This is a genomic window from Propylenella binzhouense (genome assembly GCF_009866965.1).
In the GTDB taxonomy this organism is placed as follows: Bacteria; Pseudomonadota; Alphaproteobacteria; order Rhizobiales; family Afifellaceae; genus Propylenella; species Propylenella binzhouense.
On the sequence record NZ_SPKJ01000006.1, the window covers coordinates 71100 to 89286 of the forward strand.

General features: G+C 68.2%; 19 protein-coding genes. 10 read left to right on the forward strand and 9 right to left on the reverse strand.

The window, feature by feature from the left end:
• The first annotated feature begins 27 nt into the window (after nucleotides 1-27).
• The gene (gene olsB / locus E4O86_RS03640) at nucleotides 28-972 is read left to right on the forward strand and encodes a l-ornithine N(alpha)-acyltransferase (protein ID WP_161139157.1); all 945 of its coding nucleotides are present in this window, start codon (nucleotides 28-30) and stop codon (nucleotides 970-972) included.
• 3 nt (nucleotides 973-975) lie between these two features.
• Here the strand turns inward: olsB and E4O86_RS23900 are convergent, their stop codons facing one another.
• From E4O86_RS23900 to E4O86_RS03655, 3 genes are all read right to left on the reverse strand, one after another.
• Nucleotides 976-1287, reverse strand: coding sequence for a Smr/MutS family protein (locus E4O86_RS23900; protein WP_343039085.1), 312 nt, complete (start codon nucleotides 1285-1287; stop codon nucleotides 976-978).
• 236 nt (nucleotides 1288-1523) lie between these two features.
• The gene (mltA, locus tag E4O86_RS03650) at nucleotides 1524-2600 is read right to left on the reverse strand and encodes a murein transglycosylase A (protein ID WP_161139159.1); all 1077 of its coding nucleotides are present in this window, start codon (nucleotides 2598-2600) and stop codon (nucleotides 1524-1526) included.
• A 46-nt stretch (nucleotides 2601-2646) separates the two neighbouring features.
• A complete protein-coding gene (locus E4O86_RS03655; protein ID WP_161139160.1) occupies nucleotides 2647-3354 on the reverse strand; it encodes a Tim44/TimA family putative adaptor protein in 708 nt (235 codons plus the stop codon).
• A 157-nt stretch (nucleotides 3355-3511) separates the two neighbouring features.
• Here E4O86_RS03655 and E4O86_RS03660 point away from each other — a divergent pair, with 157 nt between their 5' ends.
• Complete coding sequence (locus E4O86_RS03660; protein ID WP_161139161.1) at nucleotides 3512-3994, forward strand: FxsA family protein; 483 nt, start codon at nucleotides 3512-3514, stop codon at nucleotides 3992-3994.
• Between the two features lie 70 nt (nucleotides 3995-4064).
• On the forward strand, nucleotides 4065-4550 hold the full coding sequence (gene secB / locus E4O86_RS03665; RefSeq protein WP_161139162.1) for a protein-export chaperone SecB: 486 nt from the start codon (nucleotides 4065-4067) through the stop codon (nucleotides 4548-4550).
• Nucleotides 4551-4554: 4 nt separating this feature from the next.
• On the opposite strand, the gene dnaQ is transcribed toward secB, so the two are convergent.
• From dnaQ to E4O86_RS03690, 5 genes are all read right to left on the reverse strand, one after another.
• On the reverse strand, nucleotides 4555-5265 hold the full coding sequence (gene dnaQ / locus E4O86_RS03670) for a DNA polymerase III subunit epsilon (RefSeq protein ID WP_161139189.1): 711 nt from the start codon (nucleotides 5263-5265) through the stop codon (nucleotides 4555-4557).
• Nucleotides 5266-5328: 63 nt separating this feature from the next.
• On the reverse strand, nucleotides 5329-5916 hold the full coding sequence (gene coaE / locus E4O86_RS03675) for a dephospho-CoA kinase (protein WP_161139163.1): 588 nt from the start codon (nucleotides 5914-5916) through the stop codon (nucleotides 5329-5331).
• A 3-nt stretch (nucleotides 5917-5919) separates the two neighbouring features.
• The gene (locus tag E4O86_RS03680) at nucleotides 5920-6750 is read right to left on the reverse strand and encodes a shikimate dehydrogenase (protein WP_161139164.1); all 831 of its coding nucleotides are present in this window, start codon (nucleotides 6748-6750) and stop codon (nucleotides 5920-5922) included.
• The gene (locus E4O86_RS03685) at nucleotides 6747-7340 is read right to left on the reverse strand and encodes a Maf family protein (protein ID WP_161139165.1); all 594 of its coding nucleotides are present in this window, start codon (nucleotides 7338-7340) and stop codon (nucleotides 6747-6749) included. The genes E4O86_RS03680 and E4O86_RS03685 overlap by 4 nt, the downstream gene beginning before the upstream one ends.
• Before the next feature lie 8 nt (nucleotides 7341-7348).
• Nucleotides 7349-8164, reverse strand: a complete 816-nt coding sequence (locus E4O86_RS03690; RefSeq protein WP_161139190.1) for a pyruvate, water dikinase regulatory protein — start codon at nucleotides 8162-8164, stop codon at nucleotides 7349-7351.
• A gap of 356 nt (nucleotides 8165-8520) precedes the next feature.
• On the opposite strand from E4O86_RS03690, the gene hemE reads away from it, so the two are divergent.
• The 3 genes from hemE (at nucleotide 8521) to rho (ending at nucleotide 11425) form a co-directional block, all read left to right on the forward strand.
• Nucleotides 8521-9576 carry a uroporphyrinogen decarboxylase gene (gene hemE, locus E4O86_RS03695; protein WP_161139166.1) on the forward strand — a complete coding sequence of 352 codons (1056 nt, stop codon included), beginning with the start codon at nucleotides 8521-8523 and terminating at the stop codon, nucleotides 9574-9576.
• On the forward strand, nucleotides 9576-9995 hold the full coding sequence (gene hemJ, locus E4O86_RS03700; protein WP_161139167.1) for a protoporphyrinogen oxidase HemJ: 420 nt from the start codon (nucleotides 9576-9578) through the stop codon (nucleotides 9993-9995). The genes hemE and hemJ overlap by 1 nt, the downstream gene beginning before the upstream one ends.
• Before the next feature lie 164 nt (nucleotides 9996-10159).
• Nucleotides 10160-11425 carry a transcription termination factor Rho gene (gene rho / locus E4O86_RS03705; protein ID WP_161139168.1) on the forward strand — a complete coding sequence of 422 codons (1266 nt, stop codon included), beginning with the start codon at nucleotides 10160-10162 and terminating at the stop codon, nucleotides 11423-11425.
• Here rho and E4O86_RS03710 read toward each other — a convergent pair.
• Nucleotides 11422-13446 (reverse strand): thioredoxin domain-containing protein, encoded by a 2025-nt coding sequence (locus tag E4O86_RS03710; protein ID WP_161139169.1) that lies wholly within the window; start codon nucleotides 13444-13446, stop codon nucleotides 11422-11424. The genes rho and E4O86_RS03710 overlap by 4 nt on opposite strands.
• Nucleotides 13447-13481: 35 nt before the next feature.
• Here E4O86_RS03710 and mnmE point away from each other — a divergent pair, with 35 nt between their 5' ends.
• From mnmE to E4O86_RS03730, 4 genes are read left to right on the forward strand one after another with little or no spacing between them, the layout of a single operon-like run.
• Nucleotides 13482-14774 (forward strand): tRNA uridine-5-carboxymethylaminomethyl(34) synthesis GTPase MnmE, encoded by a 1293-nt coding sequence (gene mnmE, locus E4O86_RS03715; RefSeq protein ID WP_161139170.1) that lies wholly within the window; start codon nucleotides 13482-13484, stop codon nucleotides 14772-14774.
• A 57-nt stretch (nucleotides 14775-14831) separates the two neighbouring features.
• Nucleotides 14832-16700, forward strand: coding sequence for a tRNA uridine-5-carboxymethylaminomethyl(34) synthesis enzyme MnmG (gene mnmG, locus E4O86_RS03720; protein ID WP_161139171.1), 1869 nt, complete (start codon nucleotides 14832-14834; stop codon nucleotides 16698-16700).
• Nucleotides 16697-17350, forward strand: a complete 654-nt coding sequence (rsmG, locus tag E4O86_RS03725) for a 16S rRNA (guanine(527)-N(7))-methyltransferase RsmG (RefSeq protein WP_161139172.1) — start codon at nucleotides 16697-16699, stop codon at nucleotides 17348-17350. The genes mnmG and rsmG overlap by 4 nt, the downstream gene beginning before the upstream one ends.
• Nucleotides 17347-18171 carry a ParA family protein gene (locus E4O86_RS03730; RefSeq protein WP_205520675.1) on the forward strand — a complete coding sequence of 275 codons (825 nt, stop codon included), beginning with the start codon at nucleotides 17347-17349 and terminating at the stop codon, nucleotides 18169-18171. The genes rsmG and E4O86_RS03730 overlap by 4 nt, the downstream gene beginning before the upstream one ends.
• Nucleotides 18172-18187 lie beyond the last annotated feature (16 nt).

Sequence of the window (18187 nt, forward strand, 5' to 3'; positions counted from 1 at the left end):
GCACCGGCATGGCCGGGAGGTTGGAGAATGAGGGAGCGTCAACGCTTGTTCGCGGGACCGTTCGCACAGCGCATCCCATTGAGCGGTCTTGGATATTCACCTGCGGGGATCCGACCGTTCGGCCGTCCCTGGCGCGCGCCGTGGCGGGCGGCGAAGAATCTGGCCCCGCTCGGCCGTCTCGGCACGCTGGAGGCGAGGCTCGCGCGCTCGGCCGCCGAGGTCCGGCGTGCCCAGGGACTGCGCTACCACGTGTTCTACGAGGAGATGTCCGCGATCCCGGACATGCGCATGCAGTTCCTGCGGCGCGATCTCGATCCGTTTGACCTGATCTGCGACCATCTGCTGGTCATCGACCACCAGGTGCAGAAGCGGCCGCTGTTCCGGCCGAAGGGCGACATCGTCGGCACCTACCGGCTGCTCCGGCAGAAGGTGGCGGAGGCGAATGGCGGATTCTACTCGGCCGGCGAGTTCGACGTCGCGCCGCTCATCGAGGCAAATCCCGGCCTCGATTTCCTCGAGCTCGGACGGTCATGCGTTCTGAAGCCCTACCGCAACAAGCGCACCGTGGAACTCCTCTGGCACGGCGTGTGGTCCTATGTCCTCATGCACGGGATCGACGTCATGATCGGATGCGCGAGCCTGGAAGGCACGGATCCGGACAGGCTCGCCCTGCCGCTGAGCTTTCTGCATCACAATGCGAAGGCGCCGCCGGAGTGGAACGTGCGCGCGCTCGACCACCGCTATGTCGACATGAACCGCATGCCGGCGAGCGCGATCGATCCCAAGGAGGCGCTGAAGGCGCTTCCGCCGCTCGTCAAGGGCTATCTCCGGCTCGGTGCCTATATCGGGGACGGCGCCGTGGTCGATCATCAGTTCGGCACGACCGACGTGATGATGATCCTGCCGGTCTCGGTCATCAGCCCGCGCTACATCAATCATTATGGCGCCGACGCCGGCCGCTACGCAAGCTGAGCGTCAACGCCGCCGTTTGAGACGGATGTAGAACGCGCCGCCGCCGCCATGGCGGCGGGATGCCTGTTCGACGCCTGCGATGAGCGGCCTGAGGTCGCGGTGCGCAAGCCAGTGCGGCAGGTTCCGGCGCAGGATGCCGCGCTCGGAGAGGCTCTCGTCGCCCTTGCCGGTAATCACGAGGACGAGCCGCTTTCCCTGCGCCTGAGCGGTTTGCAGGAAGCTGCCCAGGCGGGCGAAGGCGGCATCCTGCCCGAGCCCATGGAGATCGAGCCGCGCATCGACGTCGAGCCGTCCGCGGGCGAGCCTCCGCCGCACCCGGTCCTCCAGAGGCGCGAAGCCCGGCGCCGGAGCCTTCGCGGGGATTGCCTTCCGCGGCCGCGCCGGCGGCGCGGCGGCGGTCCCGGTCTCGGCCGCCGGGCTCTCGTCGGGCGCCTCGGAAGCGGCATCGGCCTCGGGGCGTGACGCGACTCTCGCCTTTTCCGTCCGGAGACGCCGGACCGACCGCCCGATCTGAGCCCAGAGCGCCTCCTCCTCGGGAGAGAGCCGCCTGATCATGGCGTATGCGGCGAACGAGGGATGAGGACGTGCATGGCCGCGGGATGGCGGACATGCGCCGCCCAGGCGCCTGCGCCCGGTCCCCAGCCGGCGAACAGGTCGCCCCGCGCCGGCCCCAGGATCGCCGAGCCGGTATCCTGCGCGATCATCAGCCGTCGGAAAGGGCGGCCCGGCGCGTCGGGGTCGCCGAGCCCCTCGGCCGCCACCCAGATCGGCGCGTGAAAGGTACGCAGGTTCCGATCGACGGCGAGGGATCGCCCTGGCGTGAGCGGAACCTCGGCCGCGCCCATCGGACCCTCCGCCGCCCCGAGGCACGGGATCTCGCGGAAGAAGATATGGGACCGGTTCTCCCGCATGAGCAGGCGGCCGGCGGCGCGATTCCGCTTGAGCCAGGCCTCGAGCCCGTCCTTGTGCGCCGCCTCGGCGGAAAGCAGCCCCCGCTCCACGGCCAGCCTGCCGATCGAGGTGTAGGGGTGCCCCGACTTGCCGTCGAAGCCGACCCGGAGCACGCGGCCGTCGGTCATGCGCAGACGCGCCGATCCCTGGACGTGGATGAAGAACGCATCGACCGGATCGGCAAGCCAGGCGATCTCGAGCCCGCGCCCGGCAAGCGCGCCGTCCTCGATCGCCGCACGATCGTCATAGGGCTCGAAGCCGCCGTCGCGGCGCAGACGTGCCCATTCGACCGACGGATCCCATCCCGCCGGCATCGCTTCTGCGCGGATCCGAACGAGATCGTGCGGCCGCCGGTAGAGCGGCACGCCGAATCCCGGCGCCTCGACCGGGCTCGCCTCGGCTTCCGGCTCGTAATAGGAGGTGACGAAGCCGTCGGCTCCGACCCGCGCCGGACGGAAATTCTCTTCGAAGAAGGTTCGCGCGGCCGTCGGCGACGGCTTCTCCATGGCGAGCGCCAGACGCGCAGCCCCGGCAAGCGCCGTCCCCTCGGGTCCGTCCGCCCGTGTCTTCGGCGCGGCCGATGCAATGAGCCGCGCGGATTGCAGAAAGCAGGCGAAGGCAGCCCGGTGGTCGTCGTCCGCCCAGCCCGGAATCTCATCGAAGGACGAGGGGGACATGACGCTTTCCGGACCTTTCCGGCGCGGCGACCGCCTGAAGGACCGGTCAGGCCGGCTCGGTCGCGACCAGCTTCCAGTTCGGATCCCGCGCGTCGACGTCGCGCGAGAACGTCCAGATGTCGCGGATCGTCTGCACCTCGGTCGGATCGCCGTCGACGACAGTGCCGGCCTTGTCGCGCGTCACCGAGATAAGGCTTGCGACGAAGCGCACCGAGACCCGGGCGAAGCGGCCCTCGACGAGGTCGGCCGCCGTGATCTTGGCTTCCTCGATGCCGACGAAGGTGGTCTCGGTCCGCTCCTGCCGGGCCTCCCGCTCGGAGATCGCACCGGTGAAGCTCTCGAGCACCTCCGGCGCGAGCAGGTTCCTCAGCGTGGCGCGGTCGCCCTCGGCATAGGCCAACACGATCATCTCGTACGCCGCCTTCGCACCCGCCAGGAAGTGGTCGGGGTCGAAGCCGGCGGAGGCGCGCGCGATCTCGACGAGCTTCTGGTGGAGGACCGTCCCTTCCGGGGCGTGGCGGCCGAGCCTCTCGACCTCGGCGCTGGTGACCGCTTCCGGCGCGCTCGGACGCTCGCGGCTGGGCAGGGTCACCACATTGTCGTTGCGCGAAGGCGACGGCGCCGGCCGGATCGGACCGTCATAGGATGTCGGCTCGTTTCCGGTGCGACGTCCGAGCACGCTGCCGAGCCGCATGAAGATCACGACCGCAATGACGAGGAAGATGATCGAATAGATGTCGAAAAATCCGCTCATCGGGCGAGCCGGTCCGTCCTTCCAAGGCCGCGCGCAGGGCGGCGCCATCGAGCCGAATGTAAGCACGAAAAGCCACAAGTCCAGCGATAGGTCCCGGCCCGCGCCCGCTGCGGCCCACCCAGGTTTAAGTTCGCGCCTCGCTCACCATATGAAGGCGATGCCGTTCCTCCTCATGCTCCTCGCGATCCCGTTTGCCGAGATCGCCATGTTCATCCTGGTCGGTCAGGAAATCGGCCTGGCCGCCACCCTGGTCCTCACGCTGGCGACGGCGGTGGCCGGAACGGCGCTCCTCCGGCAGCAGGGCCTCTCGGCCATCACCCGGATCCGGGCCGAACTCGACGCCGGCGCGCTTCCCGCACGCGCCCTGGCCGATGGCGCGATGATCACGGCGGCCGGGCTTTTCCTGCTCACCCCGGGCTTCATCACCGATGCGGTGGGGCTCCTCCTGTTCATACCGCCGTTTCGGGAACTCGTCTGGAAGGCCATCGCCAAGCGGCTCAAGGTGACCGTCGTGCAGACCCGCGCACCGGGCCGACGGGCGGGCCCGCGCGTCGTCGATCTCGACGAGACGGAGTTCACGAGCCGCGCCGATCCGGCAAGCCCGTGGCGACACAGGTCGGGCGACCTTCCGGGCGAATGACCGCGCCCGCACAGTTGTCGCCGCGGCCGCCCGCGTGCTAGTCGGGCGCCGAGCAGAAGGAACGGGACCGATGGCGGACGCGACGGGAAACGGCGGCGAAACTGCGCAGGCGCAGCCGGGGATTCATGTCCTCGGACAATATGTGAAGGATCTTTCCTTCGAGAATCCGAACGCTCCGACCTCGCTTCGCGCGAGCGAGAAGGCGCCTGCCCTCGACGTCAACGTGAACGTCAATGCGCGCCCGATGTCGGAGACCGATTTCGAGATCGAGCTCAAGCTCGACGCCACCGCCAAGCGCGGCGAGGACGTGCTCTTCATCGCCGAAGTCACCTATGCGGGCCTGTTCCAGGTGCGGAACGTGCCCCAGGAGCATCTGCATCCCGTCGTCCTGATCGAATGCCCGCGGCTGCTCTTCCCCTTCGCGCGGCAGATCCTCGCCGATGCGACGCGCCAGGGCGGGTTCCCGCCGCTCCTCATCGATCCGGTCGATTTCGCCGCGCTCTACCGCCAGCGCATGACCGAGGCGAACCAGCAGCAGCCCGCCCGCGCGAGCTGACCGCTCAGGCGACTTTGGACGCGGCGGCGGAGCGGTATTTCAGCCAGAGGCTTTTCGGGCCGAGCGCTTCCACATAGGCGGCATGTGCCGCGAGATCCGCCGCCGTGATCCGCGGCGGCAGCGGGCGCGCGCGCGGCGCGATCGGGGCGGCGGCCGCCACCGCCGCGGCACTTTCCTCGATCGTTCCGAGCGCAAAGGCCGCCTGACGGCCGCCAAGCAGCTCGATATAGACCTCGGCCAGAATCTCCGCGTCGAGGAGAGCGCCGTGCTTGGTCCGGCTGCTATTGTCGATCCCGAACCGGGCGCAGAGCGCATCGAGACTGTTGGAGGCGTTCGGATGCCGTCGGCGGGCGAGCTGGAGCGTGTCGACGAAGCGGTGAACCGGGACGGCGCTCCTGCCGCACAGCCCGAGCTCCATGTTGATGAAGCCGCGGTCGAAGTCGGCATTGTGCGCGACAAGAGGCGAATCGCCGACGAAGTCCAGGAATGCGTCGACGATCTTGTCGAAGCACGGCTTGTCGGCGAGGAACGCGTCGTCGAGGCCGTGCACCCGCACGGCGTCCGGATCGACCGGGCGCTGCGGGTTGATATAGGCGTGAAAGGTGCGGCCGGTCGGGATCTGGTTGAGGATCTCGACGCAGCCGATTTCGATCAGGCGGTCGCCGCCGAGCGCATTGAGGCCCGTCGTCTCCGTATCGAACACGATCTCGCGCATGATCCGGTTGGACCGCAATCCGGCACGATCCGCAAGTGCTCCCTGGCGCGCTTCAGTGACAGTTCACACCAGATGCCGGAGCGCGCGGAGCACGGCGTCGACCTGGCGCCCGGCGTCGTCGAGACCCCGTCCCGTATCAATGCGGAAATGCGACCACCGGCGCTTCTCGCGATCCGGCATCTGCCGCGCGAGCAATCCCTCGAAGCGCTCGGCCGCCATGCCCGGACGGCGAAGCACGCGCTCGCGCTGGACATCCGCGTCGGCGCTGACGAGCACCACGCAATCGACCCTTGCGGCGGCGCCGGTCTCGAAGAGGAGCGGTATGTCGAGAACCACGATCCGACGGCCGTCGCCACGCGCCCGCTCCAGGAATTCGCACTCCGCCGCGCGGACGAGCGGGTGCACGATCGCCTCGAGCCGGGCGAGAGCGGAAGGATTGCCGACAACGCGCGCCGATAGCCGGACGCGGTCGATCCTTCCGTCCACCGTGACGCCGGGGAAGGCCGTCTCAACCGGCTGCACCGCTGCCCCGCCATAGAGCCGATGGACGGTACCGTCGGCGTCATGGACGGGAATGCCGCGGGCGCGGAACATGCCTGCGGTCGTCGTCTTCCCCATCCCGATCGAACCGGTAAGGCCGACGATCAGCATCGCTCAGCCCTCGATATCCGCGAGAACGAGGCGGCGAAGCGTGTCGTCGACCTGCGGCCGCACGCCGAACCAGCGTTCGAAACCGGGCCTTGCCTGGTGGAGGAGCATGCCGAGGCCGTCGACGCTCCGCAGGCCTGCGGCCGCCGCATCGCGGAGGAAGGAGGTCTCGAGCGGCGTATAGACGATGTCGGTCGCGAGCGCGTCCGGCTTCGCCCGGGACCAGTCGATCGCCAGCGGCTCGCCTCCCGCAAGTTCTGCGGCCGTCGTGTTCACGATGATGTTTGCGATGCCGATGAGATCCGCGAGCGCGGCGAGCGCTCCGCCGCGGACGGGACCGCCGAGCTGCCGCGCCAGATCGAGCGCGCGGCCTTCGGTCCGGTTGAGGACATGGACCGGAGCGAAGCCGGCCATCGCGAGACCATGGGCCACCGCGCGCGAGGAGCCGCCCGCTCCGAGCACGATGGCGGGGCCCCCCTTCCGCCAGCCCGGAGCCCGCTCGTCCAGATTGGCAAGGAATCCGAAGAGGTCGGTATTGTCGCCCGCGAGACGGCCGTTCTCGATCCAGAGGGTGTTCACTGCTCCAAGCCGCTCGGCGACCTCCGTGCGAAGGGTGCAGGCGGACCAGGCCGTCTCCTTGTGCGGGAGGGTTATGTTGCCGCCGACATAGCCGCTTTCCGAAAGGCTCGCGAAGAACCGCCGGGCATCCTGCGGCGGCACGGCGACCGCGGCATAATCGCCGTCGATTCCATAGCGCCGGAGCCAGTACCGATGAATGAGCGGCGAGCGGGAATGCGCGATCGGCCAGCCGGCGACAAAGGCCCTCTGCATGCTCATGAATCGAGGAGACCTTCGCTTCTCAGGAAGTCGAGAAGCGGCAGCAGGGGGAGCCCCAGGATCGCGAAGAAGTCGCCCTCGATCCGGGAGAACAGCTGAATGCCCATTCCTTCGATCTGGTAGGCGCCGACGCTCTCCAGCGCGGGCCGGCCGACGGCCGCAAGGTAGCGGCCGACAAAGGCCGGACCGAAATTCCGCATGGTGAGGATCGCGGTCTCCGAATGGCTCCACACGATTTCGCCGTTGCGGGCGCAAGCGACCGCCGCGTGCAGCCTGTGCGTCCGGCCCGCAAGCCTCAGGAGCTGGCGGCGCGCGGCATCCATGTCCTCCGGCTTCGTCAGGAGCTCGCCTTCGAGATCGAGGGTCTGATCCGCCCCGATGACGAGATCGCCCGGGAAACGCTCGCTCACCATCTGCGCCTTCGCAAGAGCGAGCGCCATTGCGAGATCCTCCGGCGGTGCGCCGGCATCCCTCAGCGGCCTCTCCGCCGCGCGCTCGTCGATCCCGGCGGGCCGGACGTCGAACAGAATGCCCGCATTGGCGAGGAGCTTCGCCCGGGTGGCGCTCGATGAAGCCAGAATGGGGATCATGGTCCCGCCTAGCGCCGCGCACCGAGCAGCGCAAGGACCGCAGCGGCGGTCTCCTCGATCGAACGCCTGGTCACGTCGATCACCGGCCATCCCTGGCGTGCGCAGAGCTTCCGGCTCCAGGCGATCTCCTCGGTCACCGCGGCGCGATCGACGTAATTGTCGGTCTGCTCGTCCGATTTGAGGGTGAGAACGCGATGCTGACGGACCTGCACGATCCGGTCCGGGCTCGCGATGAGCCCGACGACGAGTGGATGCTTCGCCTGGAGCAGCCCGGGCGGTATCGGAGATCCGAGCACCAGCGGCACGTTCGCGGTCTTCACGCCGCGATTGGCGAGGTAGATCGACGTCGGCGTCTTCGAGCTTCGGCTCACGCCGACGAGCACGACGTCGGCCTCCTCGATCTCGTCCACCAGCTGGCCGTCATCGTGGCCCATGGAATAGTTGAGCGCGTCGATACGCCGAAAGTAGTCCGCGTTGAGGACGTGCTGGGCGCCGACGCGCCCCGCCGAACGCGTGCCGAGATAGGATTGGAAGAGGGTGAGCACGGGCTCGAGCACCGAGACGTAGGGGACGCCGAGTGCCCGGCATCCGGTCTGAAGCTGCTCAGCAAGCTCCGGGTCCACAAGCGTGTAGAGCACGATTCCCGGCGCCTGCTCGAGTTCCCGCACGATTTTCTCGACCTGGGCGGCGGTCCGCACGAGCGAGTGGATGTGCTCGATCGCGTGCGTGTGCTTGTACTGCGCTGCCGCCGCCCGCGCGACGTTGATGAGCGTCTCGCCGGTCGAGTCCGACACCAGGTGGAGATGGAAGTATCGGGGCGTCACCACCGGTTAGTATCCTGTTAACGAGTGCGGACAAGCATACCCGCCATACGAGGCGGAGACCGTCCATACCGCTTGGCCGGATTCGATCAACAGGCAGTTCCGTTGTGGGTATGGCGATAGGCGCCCTTTGGGATGCGGAGGTGGAGCGCACTTGTCCAGAACCCGCAAAGGACCTGCAGATTCCGCTTGCCCGCGATTCGGCGGATGCTCCGGACCGGTGTCCGACCCCGCCAGGCCCGTTTTCCACGGAGTTCTCCTCGCGCCGGCGCCCGCCCGCAGCCGGGTGGATGGATTGTGAGGAACCGAGAATCCCTCTAATCCACCGCCAAGCAGAAGCAGAATCCATTCCTTAAGGAATGATTAAGAAAGGCGCTGAGCGCGTGGGTGCGACGGGAAAGATCCTCACGGTCCTGTCCGGAGAGCCGGTCGACCCGCCTCCGGTTTGGATCATGAGACAGGCGGGACGCTATCTTCCCGAGTATCGCGAAACGCGAAAGGTGGCCGGGTCGTTCCTGGATCTCTGCTACAATCCCGAACTGGCAGCCGAGGTCACCCTCCAGCCGATCCGGCGCTTCGATCTCGACGCGGCCATCCTCTTCTCGGACATTCTGGTGATCCCCGACGCCCTCGGCCAGCGCGTGACCTTCGAGGAGGGCGTCGGCCCGGTGCTCGATCCGGTGGGCGAAGGAGACGTGGCGGGCATGGATCCCGACGCGGTCGTCACGCGGCTTGCGCCGGTGCTCGAGGCGGTTCGGCAGGTCAGGGCCGCGCTCGCTCCGGAGAAGGCGCTCATCGGGTTCTGCGGTGCGCCATGGACGGTCGCGACCTACATGGTCGCGGGCCGCGGCACGCCCGATCAGGCGCCGGCGCGGCGAATGGCGCTCCTCGAGCCCGAACGCTTCGCCCGCCTGATCGACGTGCTGGTGGAAGCGTCGGCGCGCTATCTCTCGGCGCAGATCGCGGCCGGTGCGGACGTCGTCATGATCTTCGACACCTGGGCCGGAATTCTCGACGAAGAAGGCTTCGAGACCTGGGCGATCGAGCCGGTGCGCCGGATGATCGAGAAGGTTCGAAGCAGCCATTCCGGAGCGAAGGTGATCGCCTTCCCGAAAGGGGCCGGCGCCCGGCTCGGAGCCTATGCTGCGAAAACGGGCGCGGATGCCTTCGGCCTCGACTGGACCACGCCGATCAGGACGGCGCACGGCATGGTGCCGGCGGGGCGTGCCCTTCAGGGCAATCTCGATCCGCTTCGGCTGATCGCGGGCGGCGAGGCGCTCGACAGGGGGGTCGACGCGATCCTCGCGGCCGCCGCGGGCCGGCCCCACATCTTCAATCTCGGCCACGGGATCACCCCGGACACGCCGATCCCCCATGTCGAGCGGCTGGTCGCGAGGGTGCGGCGGGAACGGTGATGCTCTGGGTCAAATCCGCCCACATAATATCCATCATCTCCTGGATGGCGGCGCTTCTCTATCTTCCCCGTCTGCTCGTCTATCATTGCGAGGCGCCGCCGGGATCGGCCGCTTCCGAGACGTTCAAGATCATGGAGCGCCGGCTTCTCAAGGCGATCGCCAATCCGGCGATGGCGGCGAGCTGGATATTCGGGCTCTGGATGGCTCTCCTCATCCAGCCATGGACGGAAATCTGGTTCTGGCTCAAGGTCGCCTGCGTCGTCGGCCTCAGCACCTTCCATTCGCTTCTGGCCGGCTGGGTGCGTACCTTCGCGGACGATCGCAACAAGCGGCCCGCCCGTTTCTTCAGAATGGCGAACGAGGTGCCGACGCTCATCATGATCGCGATCGTCGTGCTCGTCGTCGTAAAGCCGTTTTGAGCGCGAGAACCCTTGTCTAGCCGAGATTTCGCGTTTATTTAGGACGCGTGGCCGTCGGCGGGTGCTGCTTTGGCGTGCCGACCCGCGGGATCGATGGTTCCGCAGCCCGCGTTCTACCCTACCCACCCATCCTCATCCGTGCCGCCCCCAAGTGGGATTAATCCATGCGTGAAATGAAGCTGCAGGACTTGAAGGCGAAGTCCCCGACCGAACTGCTCACATTTGCGGAGGAGGTCGAGGTCGAGAATGCCAGCACGATGCGCAAGCAGGAGCTGATGTTCGCTATCCTGAAGCGACTTGCCGAACGCGATGTGGAGATCATCGGAGAAGGTGTGGTCGAGGTTCTGCAGGACGGCTTCGGATTCCTGCGATCGCCCGACGCGAATTACCTGCCTGGGCCGGATGACATCTATGTCTCGCCGTCGCAGATCCGGCGCTTCTCGCTGCGGACCGGCGACACGGTCGAGGGCCAGATCCGGAGCCCCAAGGAGGGCGAGCGCTATTTCGCGCTTCTGAAGGTCAATACGATCAATTTCGAGGATCCGGACAAGGCGCGGCACAAGGTCCATTTCGACAACCTGACGCCCCTCTATCCGGACGAGCGGTTCCAGATGGAACTGCATGATCCGACCGTGAAGGATCTCTCGCCGCGGGTGATCGACCTCGTGGCGCCTCTCGGAAAAGGCCAGCGCGCGCTGATCGTCGCGCCGCCGCGGACCGGCAAGACGGTCCTCCTCCAGAACATCGCGCGCTCGATCACGACCAACCACCCCGAGTGCTACCTGATCGTCCTCCTCATCGACGAACGCCCCGAAGAGGTGACCGACATGTCGCGGACGGTGCGCGGCGAGGTCGTCTCCTCGACCTTCGACGAGCCGGCCGCCCGCCACGTCCAGGTGGCGGAAATGGTCATCGAGAAGGCGAAGCGCCTCGTCGAGCATGGCCGCGACGTCGTGATCCTGCTCGATTCGATCACCCGCCTCGGCCGCGCCTACAACACGGTCGTGCCGTCCTCCGGCAAGGTTCTGACCGGCGGCGTCGATGCCAACGCGCTTCAGCGCCCGAAGCGCTTTTTCGGCGCGGCACGGAACATCGAGGAAGGCGGTTCGCTCACCATCATTGCGACCGCCCTCATCGACACCGGCAGCCGCATGGACGAGGTGATCTTCGAGGAGTTCAAGGGCACCGGCAATTCCGAGATCGTGCTCGACCGCAAGGTCGCCGACAAGCGCGTCTTCCCGTCCATGGACATCCTGAAGTCCGGCACCCGGAAGGAGGAGCTCCTCGTCCAGCGCTCCGAGCTGCAGAAGGTCTTCGTCCTCCGCCGCATTCTCTCCTCCATGGGCGTCGTCGACGCCATCGAGTTCCTGCTCGACAAGCTGAAGCAGACGAAGTCGAACAGCGATTTCTTCGATTCCATGAACGTCTAGCCCGCAGGCCTCCGACGGGTCTCCGCGAGGAGAGCGACCGCTTCGGAAGCCTCATGTGCGGGCGCCGAACAGGCGTTCGCGGTGCAGACGAAGAGCGCCGGGCGGCTGGTGGCCGGCTTGCCGGCGAGACCTGGCGGGAGCAGGTCGGCATTTCCGTCGAGCCGGAGGACCAGGGCGGCCGGATCGGCTTCCGCGCGGGCAAGCCTCGCCAGATTCTCGGCTTCGGGGCCTGACCCCGTGACCGCAATCAGGCGGCCGCGCAGCATCGTATCGTAGCCCGACTGGAGGCTGGCGGTCGAAACGACGTCGGACGCGATCCGGCCTGCGGCGTCCGCCAGGATCGATTCCGCCCGCCGGGCATAGCGTTCCTCGCCGGTGAGCAGATGGAGGAATACGCAATTGCGTGCCATCACCCCGTTCGCGCTGGGGAGCGCCTCGTCGCCATCCGAACGGGGACGCGCCACGAGCGCCTCGGCAATGTCCGCCGTCAGGAAATAGCTGCCGGTCTCCGGATCGAGGTAGTGCGTCTCGAGCGCCGCGAACCATTGCTCCGCATCGGCCACGAGACCCGGCTTGCAGCGTGCCGAGAGGAGCGCGAGCGCGGCTGCTATCATCTGCGCATGGTCGGTCGCCATGCCGGGATGGACGAGCCGTCCGTCGCGCCAGGAATGGCCGAGAAGGCCGGCCCGGCTCATCGTGTCGCGGACGAACCGATAGGCGTCGCGCGCGAGCGCGACCGCGTCGGCGCGCTCGATGACGCAGCCGGCAAGGGCAAGGCCCTGGACCGCGACCGCGTTCCAGTCGCCGAGGATCTTGTCGTCGCGGCCGGGCTGCGGACGCCGCGCGCGGGCCGCCAGAAGCTGCTCCCTTGTCGCGGCGAGCCGCGCTTCCGCCTCCGGCCCGAGCCAGGTGAAGCTCTCGGGCGCGAGGCGGTTCAGGATGTTGCGGCCTTCGAAATTGCCCTCCGGCGTGACGCCGTAGATCTGCCTGACGAACTCGGCGTCGGCGGGGCCGAGGGCATGGTCGAGATCCTCATCGCTCCAGACATAGGTCAGGCCTTCGACATGCTCCGTGTCGGCGTCGAGGCTCGAGGCGAAGGCGCCTTCCTGGAGCCGCATGTCGCGCGCCAGCCATCCGATCGTCTCGGCCATCCGCTCGCGGAGGATCGGGTCCGGCTGCGCGGCGTACGCAAGGGCCAGTCCCGAGAGGAACTGGCCGTTGTCGTAGAGCATCTTTTCGAAGTGCGGGACGAGCCATTCCTCGTCCACCGAATAGCGCGCCAGTCCCCCGCCGACATGGTCGTAGATGCCGCCCTGCGAGAGATGCGCGAGCGTTCGGACGACGGCGTCTCGCGGGTCGGCCGAGCCGGTCCGCAGCGCGGCGCGCCAGAGCAGGTCGAGCACCGGCGCATTCGGAAATTTGGGGGCTTGGCGAAAGGAACCGCGCACCGGGTCCCAGATCGGAAGGATGGTGGCGACCGCCTTGTCGAGTAGGTCCGGCGAAAGGCTCGTTGGGGCTTGCGGGCGGCGCTGCCGCAGATGCCGGGTAAGGGCCTCGCGGTTCGAGGCGACCGCCGCGTCCCGGGAGGTCCAGGCCGCCGCGATCGCGGCGATGACCTGGCGGAAGCTCGGGCGGCCCCAGCGCGGCTCCGGCGGGAAGTAGGTGCCGCCGTAGAAGGGCTCGCCCTCGGGCGAGGCGAACATGGTGAGCGGCCATCCGCCCTGCTCGCCCATCGCCTGCAGCGCGCGCATGTAGATCTGGTCGATGTCGGGCCGCTCCTCGCGATCGACCTTGATATTGACGAAGGTGCGGTTCAGAAGCGCTGCGGTCTCCGGATCGCTGAAGCTCTCCGATGCCATGACGTGGCACCAGTGGCAGGCGGCATATCCGATCGAGAGATGGATGGGGACGTTTCGCGCCCGCGCCTCGGCGAGCGCCTCGGGCGACCATTGCCACCAGTCGACCGGGTTGTCGGCGTGCTGGCGGAGATAGGGGCTCGTCGCGTCGGCAAGGCGGTTCATGGCGGCTTTCGAGGTTCGGATTGGCTTCCCGTAACATGGACACGATCTATGCCTTGTCGAGCGGAGGAACGCCGGCGGGCGTAGCGGTGATCCGCATCTCCGGCCCCGGCGCAGCTGCGTTCGCCTCCGACGCGCTCGGCTCGGTGCCGCCGGCGCGGGAGGCTGTGCTGCGGTCCGTCCGGAGGGAATCGGGCGAGATTCTCGACCGCGCGCTCGTCCTGTTCTTTCCAGGACCGGCGAGCTTCACGGGCGAGGATGTGCTCGAGATCCAGTGCCATGGCGGGCGGGCGGTGGTCGCGAGCGTCCTCGACCTGCTGGGCGCGCGCCCCGGACTCCGGATTGCGCGGCCTGGGGAATTCACGCGTCGCGCCTTCGACCACGGACGGCTCGATCTGGTCGCGGTCGAGGCGCTCGCGGATCTCGTCGCCGCCGAGACGGAGGCGCAGCGCAGGCAGGCGCTCGCGGGCGATCTCCTGTCCCGAAAGATCGAGGTCTGGCGCGGCCGTCTCGTCACGGTGCGGGCGGAGATCGAGGCGAGGCTCGACTTTTCCGACGAGGATGCGATCGGCGAGGCGGTGCCGGAGGCGGTCCTTGCGGAGGCGGCCGCGATCCGGGAGGAGGTTGCGGAAATCCTGAGCCGGAGCGCGCCGGCGGAGCGCGTTCGCTCGGGCTTCCGGGTGGCGATCGCCGGCCGGCCGAATGCGGGGAAGTCCTCGCTCCTGAATGCGATCGCGGCCCGGGACGTGGCGATCGTCACGGCCGAGCCGGGGACGACCCGGGACGTGCTCGAGGTGCCGCTCGACCTCGGCGGCTATCCCGTTCTCCTCTACGATACGGCGGGCCTGCGGGAGGCGGCGAGCCTCGCCGAGCGGGAAGGCGTGGCGCGCGCCCGCCGCGCCAGCGAGCATGCCGATCTGGTGCTCTGGCTCGCCGAGCCGGCGCGAGCGTTCGAGGAGCCGGAATCGGCCGGCCGTCCGGTCTGGCGCGTGCTGACGAAATCGGACCTCCTCCCGGAGGGCTCGCCGGTCGCCGCGGACTTCGTCGTTTCGGCGCGGACCGGGTCCGGCGTCCCCGATCTCGTCGCCGCGCTCGGCCGCGCTGCCGCGGCGGCGCTCGGCGGTGATCCCGGGATCGTCGCGGCCCGGGCAAGGCAGCGGGAGGCGCTTGCCGCCCTCTCCGAGGCGCTGTCGCTATCGGCCGGCGATCCGGACGAGATCGTTGCCGACCGCTTGCGGCAGGCGACGGACGTGATCGGCCGGCTCACGGGAAGGGTGGACATCGAGGAGGTCCTCGATCATCTCTTCGCCGAATTCTGCATCGGCAAATAGGTTTCACGTGGAACATCGCCGGCCGATGTTCCACGTGAAACATGGAGGAGGGGATCCGTGAAGGCGGACGTGGTGGTCATCGGAGGCGGGCACGCAGGCTGCGAAGCCGCGGCCGCGGCCGCGCGCTTCGGCGCCGGCACGGTGCTCGTGACCCATGCCTTCGGCACGGTCGGCGCCATGTCGTGCAATCCCGCGATCGGCGGTCTCGGCAAGGGCCATCTCGTCCGCGAAATCGACGCGCTGGACGGCCTCATGGGGCGCGTCGCCGATCGGGCCGGAATCCAGTTTCGCGTGCTCAACCGGCGCAAGGGCCCCGCCGTCCGCGGTCCCCGTGCCCAGGCCGACCGGAAGCTCTACCGCGCCGCCATGCAGGCGGCGATCGCGGAATGCGCGAACCTCACCGTGGTCGAGGGCGAGGCGGCGGATCTGACCATGGCCGGCGGACGCGTCACCGGCATCGTCCTTGCCGACGGGCGACGGATCGCGACCGGGGCGGTCGTGCTCACGACGGGCACGTTCCTTCGGGGGATCATCCATCTCGGCGATCGGAGCTGGCCGGCGGGCCGCTATGGGGAGGCGCCATCGACCGGCCTCGCGTCGACCCTGCAGCGGCTGGGCGTTCGGCTTGGCCGCCTGAAGACCGGGACCCCGCCGCGCCTCGACGGCCGCACGATCGACTGGGCGTCCCTCGAGCGCCAGCCCGGCGACGAGCCGCCGGAGCCGTTTTCGACGCTTACGAAAGCGATCACGACGCCGCAGGTCGATTGCCATATCACGCGGACGACCCCCGCGGTGCACGAGCTGATCCGCGCCAATCTCTCGCGCTCGGCCATGTATTCGGGCCGGATCGAGAGCCGCGGCCCGCGCTACTGCCCCTCGATCGAGGACAAGATCGTCCGGTTCGGCGAACGCGACACGCACCAGGTCTTCCTCGAGCCGGAGGGGCTCGACGACGATACGATCTATCCGAACGGCATCTCCACCTCGCTGCCGGAGGACGTGCAGCGGGCCATCGTGCGGAACATGCCGGGCCTCGAGCGCGCCGAGATCCTCAGGCCGGGCTACGCGATCGAGTACGACCACGTCGACCCGCGCGAGCTGGATGCCGGTCTCGCCTGCCAGAGGGTCCCGGGCCTCTATCTCGCAGGCCAGATCAACGGCACGACCGGCTATGAGGAGGCGGCGGCCCAGGGGCTCGTCGCCGGCCTCAACGCCGCGCGCCTCGTCGGCGGCGCCGAGCCAGTCGTCGTCTCCCGCGCCGACGGCTATCTCGGCGTCATGATCGACGATCTCGTCACCCGCGGCATCACCGAGCCCTATCGCATGTTCACGTCGAGGGCCGAATACCGGCTCTCGCTGCGGGCCGACAATGCCGATCAGCGGCTCACCCCGCTCGGAATCGCGGCCGGTTGCGTGGGTACCGAGCGCGGCCACCACTTCACCGAGAAGAAGGCGTCGCTCGAAAGGGCCGAGGCCCTATTGCGTGGCCGTACGTTGACCCCGCAGGCGGCACAGCGGCATGGCATCGCCGTCAACCAGGACGGACGCAGGCGGGACGGCTTCGAGCTCCTCTCGCTGCCCGAAATGACGGTCGAAAGGCTGGCGCGGATCTGGCCGGAGCTCGCCGAGGTGGCGGAGCCGGTGGCGGGTCAGATCGAGGTCGACGCCAAATACGCCGTCTATCTCGATCGGCAGCGGGCCGATATCGAGGCGCTCCGCCGCGACGAAGCGCTCGCACTGCCAGCGGACCTCGATTATGCCGCGCTCGGCGGACTTTCTGCGGAAATCCGTCAGAAGCTCTCGCTTGCCCGGCCGACCACGATCGGGCAGGCCGCGCGTGTCGACGGGGTGACGCCGGCGGCGCTCACCCGGCTTCTTTCCGTGGCGAAGAAGAAGTCTCCCGCCGCGGAACAGAGAACGGCATGAGGAGCGCCGGCGAGGCGGACGGACCGGCCTCACTCGACCGCTTCCCGTTCGTGACGTCGGAGGCCCGGGCACGGCTCATCCGCTTTGCCGGCCTGCTTGCCCGCTGGCAGGCGACCCACAACCTGGTCTCGCGTTCCGGGCTGGGCGATCTCTGGACCCGGCACATCGCCGACAGCGTCCAGCTGCTCCCGCTCGCCCCTTCCTTCAGGTCGTGGTTCGACCTTGGCAGCGGGGCGGGGTTCCCCGGGCTGATCATCGCCATCCTTCTTGCCCATGATGGTAACCGAAGGTTTACACTCGTGGAGGCGAATCAGAAGAAGGCCGCCTTTTTGCGTGCGGCCGTTCGCGAGACGGGAGCCCATGCGGAAGTCGCTTCGGAGCGGATCGAACAGCATTCGATCCTCCACAAAAGAGAGGCAGACGTGGTCTCGGCCCGTGCGCTTGCCCCCTTTTCGGAGCTGGCCGCCCTCGCATTCCCCTATCTGCACGACCGCAGCGTATTCCTGATGCCGAAGGGCCAGGATTTCGAACGCGAGGACAGGGAGGCCGCCCTGCACTGGCAATACGACCTCTCGGCGGTGCCGAGCCTGACCGATCCGCAGGGCCGGCTCGTCACCGTCCGGCATCTCAGACCGAGGACAGGCGCATGAACCTCCAGATCAGCCGCATCTCGGACAAGCCGCGTGTTCTCTCGATCGCCAACCAGAAAGGCGGCGTCGGAAAGACGACGACGGCCATCAATCTCGGCACGGCCCTCGCGGCGATCGGCGAGACCGTGCTGATCGTCGACATAGACCCGCAGGGAAACGCGTCGACGGGCCTCGGCGTGGACAGGCACGGCCGCGATGCGTCCACCTACGACGTGCTGATGGGCGCGTTGACCCTTGCGGAGGCGGCGCAGGAAACGGCGGTACCCCGCCTCTTTCTCGCGCCTTCGACGCTCGATCTTCTTGGGGTCGAGCTCGAGATCGCCGGCAGCGGCGACAAGGCCTATCGCCTCCGCAATGCCGTTTCGGCGCTGCCGCGCGCCGAGCACGGGCCGGCCTTCAGCTATATTCTGGTCGACTGCCCGCCCTCGCTCAACCTTCTGACCATCAACGCGATGGCTGCGAGCCACGCCGTGCTCGTCCCGATGCAGTGCGAATTCTTCGCGCTCGAAGGCCTCAGCCAGATCCTCAGCACGGTCGAGCGCGTCCGGACCGGGCTCAATCCCGATCTCTCGATCCAGGGCATCGTCCTCACGATGTTCGACGGGCGGAACAAGCTTTCCGGCCAGGTCGTCGACGACGTGCGCGCCCATATGGGCGACAAGGTCTACAAGACGGTCATCCCCCGCAACGTGCGCATCTCGGAGGCGCCGTCGCACGGGAAGCCGGCGATCCTCTACGATCTCAAATGCGCGGGCAGCCAGGCCTATCTGCGGCTGGCGAGCGAGATCATCCAGCGGGAGCGCACGCTCCGTGCCGCCTGACACGAGCGAAGCGAAG